Consider the following 8,680-nt stretch of genomic DNA (forward strand, 5'->3'; position numbering starts at 1 on the left):
ATATCTGATTAAAAAAATTTAGTCAACCTATTTTTTAGCTAACAACAACTTTCTTCAATTCACTAGGTATATACCTATAGGGGTATATTAACTTATTTTAATTCCCCCTGTCCACCTTTTTATATTATCTTTTTACCTGCTTTTCACTAACAAATTAACAGCTTCTTGGATGAATTTTTCTGTATCTTCCCCTTTTTCGATCTGCTCTCTGACACAGTGCTCCAAATTGGTACTAACAACAACACCAATTGTCCGGTCTAGCGCATTTCTTGCTGCAGAAAGTTGAACAACGAGATCCTTACAATCCTTTCCTTCTTCCATCATTCTTAAAATAGCTTTCACTTGCCCCTCTATGCGTTTCACTCTATTTTTCATTTGATCAGTGTATTCCATGAATTTCCCTCCTATCTCTGCAAGTCACTTGCTTACTATATTTATTATCCTCTATATAATATCCAGCTACTTTAACACCTTTACTTTTAAAAACGAGCGCTTATCGTTACATCTAACATATCTGAACCAATAATACAAACAGGTTTCCCTTCAAGTTTACAGAAATTCCTTTTTATATAAGGCAAAGGAATATTATAAGAACCGTTGATATTAATAATAGCACATTTATGAAGATGGTCATATTGTTAAACTAAGAAGTAACTAATTTGTTACTTCCCCTTCCCAAGCAAGCATTCCACCTTTTACATTAACCAAATTTTGATACCCAAAATCTTTAAGTTTATTTAAGGCTTGTAGGCTTCTATTCCCGCTTCTACATATGATCACAACTGTTTTATCAGCAGGAATTAGATGATAATTGCTTTCTAACTCACTAAGAGGAACATTAGTCATTCCTTCTATATGGGACTCTTGAAATTCGTGAGGTTCTCGTACATCAACATAGAAAACGTCATCAGATGCATTCGTCATCATGTTGGCAAGTTGTTCTGTACTCACTTGTTCTACCCCTATTGTGGGCATTAACTTATAGCCAATAAAACCGATAATTAATACAAGCAGCAGAATATAGGAACTATATTTCTTCATTACCTTCCCCCCTTTGCACTTTATATTTTACATATTATACCCATAAGGGTATAAAGTCAAGGGGTGTTGACAATAAAACAATAAATACCAAACAGTACCAATATAGCGGTAATGATGAATGTCAGTTAGACTTTTCACAAGAGACTTTATATGCATCAAATGCTTTTATCGATAGCATTCTTTTTGCAATGTTAACTTAAAAAAAGATAGACACCTTATTTAGAGAACCACTTTAAGAACCAATTAATTCTCAAGCGGAAACACCCTTTCCAATTCCCCTGACTCGACATGAAATAAACATCCTAAAACTTCTATATCAGTCCCGTATTCCTTATAAATAGGGTGCTCCATTAATCTTTCGACTTGTTTTAAAACATTTAGCTTCGTTAATTCATCCAGTGAAACTGGTTCTATCGTCATACTCTTATCAGGTAGACTAGTGCGAACTCTTGAAATCCAACCCTGGAGCTCCTGCTCATCGTTCTCTAACCAAGCGGCTTTTACGCCTCCGCAGTCGGTATGACCTTTAATGACAATCTTTTTTACCTTTAAGTGTTTCAACGCATAATATAGACTAGCCGAAAAACTTTCATCTTCCGTTACCACTTGATTAGCAATATTTCGATGGACAAACATGTGTCCTAAAGGCATTTGCGTAATGACAGAAGGACTAACACGCGAATCACTGCAAGACAAGACAAAGAATTCTGGTGTTTGACCTTTTTTTAACTCATCAAAGAATGTTGGGTCTTGTTGTTTAATCCTTTGTATAAATTCTTCATTTTTCTTTCTTAATTCAAGTTCCTCCATCTTTGCTCCTCTCCTTCTATTTGTTAATAGCTTTAAGCGCGTGCTCAACCGATAAATGCCTTAAATTTTCCCCATATTTTTTATCCCAGTTCGCTTTCTTCAGTAAATCCATCACAGGACCTTTAATTCCCGCAAAATGAAATGCAATATCCCCTTTTCTACATGACTCCATTATTTCTTCTAATGAATGTATCGCTACAGCGTCTATGGAGTTCACACCTGAAAAATCTAAAATAATCCACTTCGTCTCAGGCTTTTCTCCTACACGCTCACATAGTTTATCTTCTAAAAAGGTCATATTCGCAAAGTATAATGAAGCATCGACACGGAAAATCATAACTTCTGGGTCTACTTTTGCTTCTGGGTAGCGTTTAATATTTCGGAACACCTTTTCTTCTTGTAAATACCCTAACTCTACGACATGAGGATACGCACTCCGAACAATGAAAACAAGTAAGGAAAATACTACTCCAATTAATATCCCTTGCTCAATCCCAATTGTTAGCGTAGCAATAAAAGTAATTACCCACGTCCAACCGTCCACACTTTTGATTTTAAATAAATGTTTTGCTTCTTTCACATCGATTAGACTGTATACAGCAACCATAATGATCGCAGCTAACACTGCATTAGGAAGATAGTAAAAGAAACCAGTGAAAAATAATAAGGTTAGGATAATAAGAATAGCCGTAATTATTGTCGCAAGTGGTGTCTTTGCCCCAGATTGATAGTTCACAGCTGAACGGGAAAATCCTCCTGTTACAGGATATCCTGCAAAGAAAGAACCACCAATATTAGCAAGCCCTAACCCTACTAGCTCCTTATTTGGAACTACTTTATATTTTTCTTTAGCCGCTATTGCCTTTGCCATCGCAATCGATTCCATAAAACCGATAAAAGAGATGGCAAGTGCGATAGGAAGAAGTGCCATAACAGCATCTAGTGTAAATACAGGAAGCGATAATGACGGCAGACCTTTTGGTACTTCACCAACAATTTTCACTCCTGCTTGTTGCAGCTGTAAGAAGTAGATTGTACTAATGCTTAGGACGACGACCACAAGCGGACCTGGAATTTTAGGTACAAACTTTCTTAATCCAATCAATATGAGAATACTAAGCAATCCAATGGTTAATGTTATCGGATTTATTTCAGAAACCCTGCTTATCGACTCAAATAAAATCTTAAATACATCTTTATCTGCATCTAGTTTCACTCCTAGTAAATGCTTCAACTGACTTAATCCAATAATGATAGCTGCTGCTGAAGTAAAACCACTAATTACAGCATGAGATAAGAAGTTTACTAAGAAACCAAGTCTAAGCACTCCCATTAGAAACTGAATCATACCTATCATAAGCATTAAAAGTAACACTAACGAGATATATTCATCTGTTCCAGGTTCTGCAATCGTAGATACCCCTGCTAGTACTAATAATGACACCATCGCAACGGGACCAACCGCTAATTGTCTCGACGTTCCAAATAATGCGTAGATAAGAAGTGGAATAGTAGAAGCGTACAACCCAATAACCGGTGGTAATCCAGCTAACATTGCATATGCCATCCCTTGTGGAATAAGCATAATCGCAACGATTAACCCCGCTGACATATCTCCGCTTAAATCTGACCGTTTATAATTTGGCATCCATTCCAATGCCGGAATTAACTTTTTAAACATAAGGTTCCTTCCTCTCTTTAAATTCGTTATATACCTATACCCCTACACCTATTTTAGGTTTATTGAGCTAATTTGTCAATCATTTAAATTTTATGGCCATGTTGCTATTTGTTTCTTTCGTCGTGTAGGATTGATTGCTGTAATACGAGGGGTTTTCACTGGTGCTGTATCAGCCTTGCCACTGATTTTAATATATCTCAAGTTGTTCCTTTAATTTTCGACTCATTGGAACAATCCGCTCGAAATATGTCTTCGTTTCCCTTATTACAATCTCATTTTCTTTCACGTCTTGAAGTTCAATATTAATTAATTCATTGATACGAACTGGAGTATCTAACATAACAAGCATAATCGTATAATCACGCAATCCTACAAAGGTTTTTTTATCGCATAATGAATTTTACCTTCTGCCTTTAGACTTTCACGATAATACTTGAATGTATGTGGTCTCAAGTTCCGTAATAGGCAATCCTCAAAAAATAATTTCAATGCTTCCTCGTCTGTTGTTCCATTTGATGTTTTTGTTGCTATTCGTAATTCGTCTTCCGATAATACTGTTCTGCGCTTACTCATTGCACATTACCTCCCGCACACTTTTTGTGTAAATTTAGCAGTGCTAAAGAAAAATAAAAAAACTCCACAGAATACTGTGAAGTTCACGTTTTGTTTAATACCTGAGGCCGGACTTGAACCGGCACGCCATCGCTGGCAGTGGATTTTGAGTCCACCGTGTCTGCCATTCCACCACTCAGGCAAAATGTTAAAATGCTAAGTGTTTTCGAATTTAAACAGATGCGTCATGTTTTGAGTCGTGCACGTCTGCCAATTCCGCCACATCAGCATGTGTTTTATTGCTTATAGAAAAGCAATTTGAATGAACTGACAAGAATTATCTTACCACCTTATGCTAGGTTTGTCAATTTATTTTTCTAACTTGAATTTATAGGAGAATGAAAATCTAGTATTTCCATTCTCCTTCCTTAGTTCATTTAAATACTGAGGAGCCTCATTTATAGAGAGGACAATCGTATATTCCCCTTTGATATCATTTAGAATAAACTATAATAACATCCCTGCAATTGCAGCACTTAAAAGTGAAGCTAATGATCCTGCAATAACAGCACGAATTCCAAAGTTAGCAATTTCTTTTCGTCTATTCGGAGCAAGACCACCTAAGCCACCAATAAGTATAGCTAGTGAACCTAGATTTGCAAATCCACAAAGAGCAAAACTCACAACAATATTCGTTTTTGCTGATAAATTTTCCATTTCAGGAGCAAACGCAGCATATGCAACAAACTCATTTAAAACAATTTTTTGTCCGATAAAACTACCAGCCTGAAGGACATCATTCCATGGTACACCAACGACAAAAGCAATTGGAGCAAATATATAGCCTAAAATCAATTCTAATGATAATGATTCAAAGCCGAACCAACCACCGATTCCGGAAAGAATTCCATTCATTAAAGCAATTAAAGCGATAAATGCAAGTAACATTGCTCCTACATTTAAAGCAAGCATTAAACCATCAGATGCTCCTCTTGCCGCAGCATCAATTACATTGGCAGGCTTTTCCTCTTCCATCTCTATTTTTTCTTCAAGTGGCACAATACCTTGTTGTATTTCAGCTGTAGCTGCTGTTTCAACTTCTTGTTTCGTTTCAATTTTAGCGACAGCCGTTCCCAGTTCCGTTACCGTTTCTGTTTCAGGAACGATAATTTTAGCAATAATTAAACCAGCTGGTGCTGCCATAAAGCTAGCTGCTAAAAGATATTCAAGTGGAATGCCTAATAATGAGTACCCAATAAGTACTGATCCTGCAATAGAAGCAAGACCACCCGTCATTACTGCAAAGAGTTCTGATTGGGTTAACTTTGCAATATATGGACGGATAACAAGTGGAGCTTCTGTTTGACCAACAAAAATATTGGCAGCAGCGGACATCGATTCTGCCTGGCTTGTCCCAAGTAACTTTGAAAGCCCTCCGCCAATAATTTTAATAAACCATTGCATAATTCCGAGATAATACAGTACTGAAATAAGCGATGAAAAAAAGATAATAACGGTTAAAACTTGGAATGCAAAAATAAAACCTATACTTTCATTACCAATCAACCCACCAAATAAGAAACCAATTCCTTCATTTGTATAATTAATAATGTCTTGAATTTTCAAAGCCAACCAACTTAGAATTTTTTGTCCTGTTTCCCATTTTAAAACAATGAATGCAAAGGAGAGCTGAATCAATAGACCTCCTATTATCGTACGAATATTTATTCTCTTTTTATTATTTGATAATAAAAAGGCAAGGCTTAACACACAAAATATACCTAAGATTCCCCAAATAACATTCATAATGAATCTCCTTCATTTTTTAATACAAGAGCGTCAAAGCAACTTGAAATCACTTAAAACTCGACTGACTTCAGATGTCAGACTTCTTGTTTGTAAAAAAATTTATTGTTATAAAATTAAATATCTATCTATTAACACTTTCCGTTCTTCCAATCTCTTTCTAAAAAGCCAATTCATTATTTTTTATAAATATCCTAAAACCCACTCCTTTTCTTTTTGAGTTTTAAGATTCACTCAACTTGAAAACCTTTTCACTTATTTTTATTATTTAACGTAAGACGTCAGACATCAGATCTATCTAATAACTATCCTTTTTAATAATACAAGAAGTGTTCCCACTTTTCAACCTTGATTTCATTACTTCTTTAGTGAGGAAATCATTTCCTTAACAAGTAATATGGAGTTATCCCTTACCTTCTTATTCTGATAAAAAAGTAATCGTCTTATTTCCATAAATAGTTTCCTTCAATGTGGAGGTTTACTGCCTTTGCAAGCTAACGACCAGCCCTTTTAAATCAGTTTTGGAATAACGGAGCGGTTTACTCAATTAAAAAGCGACTGCTCTCTCATAAAAGAACAAGTCGCCTATCTTTTTTTATCAATCTGTATATTATAGATTTGAAAAAACAAAAAAAACGATCTCTTATTAGAATCGTTTGTGTTAATTAAAATGGCGCGCCCTGAGAGATTCGAACTCCCGACCTTTTGATTCGTAGTCAAACACTCTATCCAGCTGAGCTAAGGGCGCATATGGTGCCGAGGGCCGGACTTGAACCGGCACGGTAGTCACCTACCGCAGGATTTTAAGTCCTGTGTGTCTGCCAATTCCACCACCCCGGCATTTTAGGTAAGTAGGCAGATAATAAAATAATCGATGGAGGCGGCACCCGGATTTGAACCGGGGATAAAGGTTTTGCAGACCCGTGCCTTACCCCTTGGCTATGCCGCCATCAATTGGAGCGGAAGACGGGATTCGAACCCGCGACCCCCACCTTGGCAAGGTGGTGTTCTACCACTGAACTACTTCCGCATATTGGCTGGGCTAGCTGGATTCGAACCAACGCATGACGGAATCAAAATCCGTTGCCTTACCGCTTGGCGATAGCCCAATATTTCAAAAGAAAAAAATGGGGCGACTGATGGGAATCGAACCCACGAATGTCGGAACCACAATCCGATGTGTTAACCACTTCACCACAATCGCCATATTAAATTTGGCAGGGGCAGTAGGAATTGAACCCACACCAAAGGTTTTGGAGACCTTCGTTCTACCTTTAAACTATGCCCCTATATAAATGGTGGAGGGGGACGGATTCGAACCGCCGAACCCTTAGGGAGCGGATTTACAGTCCGCCGCGTTTAGCCACTTCGCTACCCCTCCAAACGACACTATCTATAATACCTCAATTGTTATAAAAAATCAACAACTTTTTTATTATAAATATTTTAGAGTGCCGGCCAGAGGACTTGAACCCCCAACCTACTGATTACAAGTCAGTTGCTCTACCAATTGAGCTAGGCCGGCATTTGAATGGTGGCTTGGGACGGAATCGAACCGCCGACACATGGATTTTCAGTCCATTGCTCTACCGACTGAGCTACCAAGCCAAATATGTATTCTATATTATAATATAATGGCGGTCCGGACGGGACTCGAACCCGCGACCTCCTGCGTGACAGGCAGGCATTCTAACCAACTGAACTACCGGACCAAGTATAAATTGGTTATATTACTTATATTTACTCTTAACGTCACTTATTTAACGTTATTTATAAATAAATATTGGTTGCACTTTCCAAGCACTACTATCTACGCTCGCATGAAGGTTATTCTACGTAGTATCGCTATATTATTTGGTTGCGGGGGACGGATTTGAACCATCGACCTTCGGGTTATGAGCCCGACGAGCTACCAGACTGCTCCACCCCGCGACGTTATAAAGTTAATGGATGATGTCTTTCTCAAAGATGAAGACATCTTCCTCTTCTAGCTTGTGCTTTGAAGTTTACTGCGTCGATGTTACTCGGAGATTACTCATTGATGTAATGCTCGTTGCTCCACCCCGCGTCGTTATTAAAATTAATTTAAATGGTGGAGGATGACGGGATCGAACCGCCGACCCCCTGCTTGTAAGGCAGGTGCTCTCCCAGCTGAGCTAATCCTCCATTTTTGTCTTCAGATAAACTTCAAATCTCTTCGTCTAGTTCGTGTTTCTCTTTCAGTCACGTACGATGTACGCTCCTTCTTTCGAACACTTCCTATCCTCGACCTTTTCGCTTCTCTTTGACAACTGCCTTTTAGGCTTCAGTTTAAAAGTTGGTGACCCGTACGGGATTCGAACCCGTGTTACCGCCGTGAAAGGGCGGTGTCTTAACCGCTTGACCAACGGGCCATCTATTATTTATATAAATCCGAGTATTTTCTGGCGGAGAGCGAGGGATTCGAACCCTCGAGACGGTTCTACACCGCCTACACGATTTCCAATCGTGCTCCTTCGGCCAACTCGGACAGCTCTCCGAATAAATATTGGCTCCACAGGTAGGACTCGAACCTACGACCGATCGGTTAACAGCCGATTGCTCTACCACTGAGCTACTGTGGAATAATATCTGCCTGGCAACGTCCTACTCTCACAGGGGGAAGCCCCCAACTACCATCGGCGCAAAAGAGCTTAACGGCCGTGTTCGGCATGGGAACGGGTGTGACCTCTTTGCTATCGCCACCAGACTTTTGGACTTCAGATAAGCTTCGTATTTCTTCGTCAACTTCTCTCCCTCAGTCATGTCACA

General features: G+C 38.5%; 7 protein-coding genes, 17 tRNA genes and 1 rRNA gene. All 25 read right to left on the reverse strand.

Features of this window, described 5'->3' with window-relative positions; genetic code table 11:
- Nucleotides 1-132 precede the first annotated feature (132 nt).
- Nucleotides 133-393 (reverse strand): metal-sensitive transcriptional regulator, encoded by a 261-nt coding sequence (locus tag BALCAV_RS19815; protein ID WP_004427599.1) that lies wholly within the window; start codon nucleotides 391-393, stop codon nucleotides 133-135.
- Between the two features lie 261 nt (nucleotides 394-654).
- The gene (locus BALCAV_RS19820; protein WP_040324290.1) at nucleotides 655-1,041 is read right to left on the reverse strand and encodes a rhodanese-like domain-containing protein; all 387 of its coding nucleotides are present in this window, start codon (nucleotides 1,039-1,041) and stop codon (nucleotides 655-657) included.
- Nucleotides 1,042-1,284: 243 nt separating this feature from the next.
- Nucleotides 1,285-1,851 carry a carbonic anhydrase gene (locus BALCAV_RS19825; protein ID WP_040324291.1) on the reverse strand — a complete coding sequence of 189 codons (567 nt, stop codon included), beginning with the start codon at nucleotides 1,849-1,851 and terminating at the stop codon, nucleotides 1,285-1,287.
- A gap of 16 nt (nucleotides 1,852-1,867) precedes the next feature.
- Nucleotides 1,868-3,532: a SulP family inorganic anion transporter gene (locus tag BALCAV_RS19830; protein WP_040324292.1), complete on the reverse strand. Its 1,665-nt coding sequence runs from the start codon at nucleotides 3,530-3,532 to the stop codon at nucleotides 1,868-1,870.
- A gap of 187 nt (nucleotides 3,533-3,719) precedes the next feature.
- Entirely contained in the window at nucleotides 3,720-3,899 is a 180-nt protein-coding gene (locus BALCAV_RS22930) for a tyrosine-type recombinase/integrase (RefSeq protein WP_052044420.1), read from the reverse strand.
- A 2-nt stretch (nucleotides 3,900-3,901) separates the two neighbouring features.
- Nucleotides 3,902-4,105: a hypothetical protein gene (locus BALCAV_RS22935; protein WP_052044421.1), complete on the reverse strand. Its 204-nt coding sequence runs from the start codon at nucleotides 4,103-4,105 to the stop codon at nucleotides 3,902-3,904.
- Nucleotides 4,106-4,203: 98 nt separating this feature from the next.
- Nucleotides 4,204-4,286 (reverse strand) — tRNA-Leu (locus BALCAV_RS19840).
- 305 nt (nucleotides 4,287-4,591) lie between these two features.
- The gene (locus BALCAV_RS19845; protein ID WP_003324675.1) at nucleotides 4,592-5,890 is read right to left on the reverse strand and encodes a NupC/NupG family nucleoside CNT transporter; all 1,299 of its coding nucleotides are present in this window, start codon (nucleotides 5,888-5,890) and stop codon (nucleotides 4,592-4,594) included.
- 671 nt (nucleotides 5,891-6,561) lie between these two features.
- Nucleotides 6,562-6,638: transfer RNA gene (locus tag BALCAV_RS19850), tRNA-Arg, on the reverse strand.
- Nucleotides 6,639-6,641: 3 nt separating this feature from the next.
- Nucleotides 6,642-6,730, reverse strand: a tRNA-Leu gene (locus BALCAV_RS19855).
- 35 nt (nucleotides 6,731-6,765) lie between these two features.
- A tRNA-Cys gene (locus tag BALCAV_RS19860) sits at nucleotides 6,766-6,839 on the reverse strand.
- A 6-nt stretch (nucleotides 6,840-6,845) separates the two neighbouring features.
- Nucleotides 6,846-6,920 (reverse strand) — tRNA-Gly (locus BALCAV_RS19865).
- 4 nt (nucleotides 6,921-6,924) lie between these two features.
- Nucleotides 6,925-6,999, reverse strand: a tRNA-Gln gene (locus tag BALCAV_RS19870).
- A gap of 19 nt (nucleotides 7,000-7,018) precedes the next feature.
- Nucleotides 7,019-7,094, reverse strand: a tRNA-His gene (locus tag BALCAV_RS19875).
- Between the two features lie 11 nt (nucleotides 7,095-7,105).
- Nucleotides 7,106-7,179 (reverse strand) — tRNA-Trp (locus BALCAV_RS19880).
- Between the two features lie 7 nt (nucleotides 7,180-7,186).
- Nucleotides 7,187-7,271 (reverse strand) — tRNA-Tyr (locus BALCAV_RS19885).
- Nucleotides 7,272-7,342: 71 nt separating this feature from the next.
- Nucleotides 7,343-7,415: transfer RNA gene (locus BALCAV_RS19890), tRNA-Thr, on the reverse strand.
- Nucleotides 7,416-7,422: 7 nt separating this feature from the next.
- Nucleotides 7,423-7,498: transfer RNA gene (locus BALCAV_RS19895), tRNA-Phe, on the reverse strand.
- A 27-nt stretch (nucleotides 7,499-7,525) separates the two neighbouring features.
- Nucleotides 7,526-7,602: transfer RNA gene (locus tag BALCAV_RS19900), tRNA-Asp, on the reverse strand.
- Nucleotides 7,603-7,745: 143 nt separating this feature from the next.
- Nucleotides 7,746-7,822, reverse strand: a tRNA-Met gene (locus tag BALCAV_RS19905).
- A 158-nt stretch (nucleotides 7,823-7,980) separates the two neighbouring features.
- A tRNA-Val gene (locus BALCAV_RS19910) sits at nucleotides 7,981-8,056 on the reverse strand.
- 152 nt (nucleotides 8,057-8,208) lie between these two features.
- Nucleotides 8,209-8,283, reverse strand: a tRNA-Glu gene (locus tag BALCAV_RS19915).
- 31 nt (nucleotides 8,284-8,314) lie between these two features.
- Nucleotides 8,315-8,408, reverse strand: a tRNA-Ser gene (locus tag BALCAV_RS19920).
- Nucleotides 8,409-8,418: 10 nt separating this feature from the next.
- A tRNA-Asn gene (locus tag BALCAV_RS19925) sits at nucleotides 8,419-8,493 on the reverse strand.
- Nucleotides 8,494-8,502: 9 nt separating this feature from the next.
- Nucleotides 8,503-8,618 (reverse strand): 5S ribosomal RNA (gene rrf / locus BALCAV_RS19930).
- Between the last annotated feature and the right edge of the window lie 62 nt (nucleotides 8,619-8,680).

Origin of the sequence: Alkalihalobacillus alcalophilus ATCC 27647 = CGMCC 1.3604 (genome assembly GCF_000292245.2) — a bacterium.
In the GTDB taxonomy this organism is placed as follows: Bacteria; Bacillota; Bacilli; order Bacillales; family Bacillaceae_D; genus Alkalihalobacillus; species Alkalihalobacillus alcalophilus.